Below are 550 nucleotides of genomic sequence, written 5' to 3' on the forward strand. Positions count from 1 at the left end.
GAGATTCGCCGGTCATCATGATCCGCAGCCCGAACACGGAAGTTAAGCTCGCGCGCCGATGGTAGTAAGGGGCTTCCCCTTGCAAGAGCAGGACGTTGCCAGGCAATCAAAGACATCCAATAGCGGATGTCTTTTTTGTTTTTCAAAGCTTTAACCTTTATGTAACTATTTTTAACCAATCCGCAACGATTGCCCTCTTCAAATTGTTTATGATGTGTATAGAAAGAAAAAAACAATAAAAAAAGAAAGAGGGATTTGTAATGGAAATGGGGATGTCAGTAAAGAAATCATCATGGGTCATCGCGGTGATCACAGCACTTGCACTAATGTTTTCATCATTGTTTAGCTTGAATGCGGATGCGGCAGCACAGACAAATGGAGATAAGGTTGTAGCCTATGCACAGACATTGAAAGGGAAGCCGTTTAAATGGGGTGGAACAACGACAAAAGGATTTGATGCTTCTGGATTTACTCAATATGTGTATGCAAAAAGTGTAAAGGTTACTTTACCGCGTACGAGTGCTGATCAATTTAAAAAAGGTAAAGATGT

1 protein-coding gene is annotated in these 550 nt (G+C 41.3%); it reads left to right on the forward strand.

Annotated elements, in window-relative coordinates; genetic code table 11:
• Positions 1–260: 260 nt before the first annotated feature.
• A partial coding sequence (locus KHA93_RS23670; protein WP_213113106.1) for a C40 family peptidase occupies positions 261–550 on the forward strand: 290 nt, incomplete at its 3' end.

Source organism: Lederbergia citrisecunda (assembly GCF_018343695.1).
Classification (GTDB): domain Bacteria; phylum Bacillota; class Bacilli; order Bacillales; family Bacillaceae_C; genus Lederbergia; species Lederbergia citrisecunda.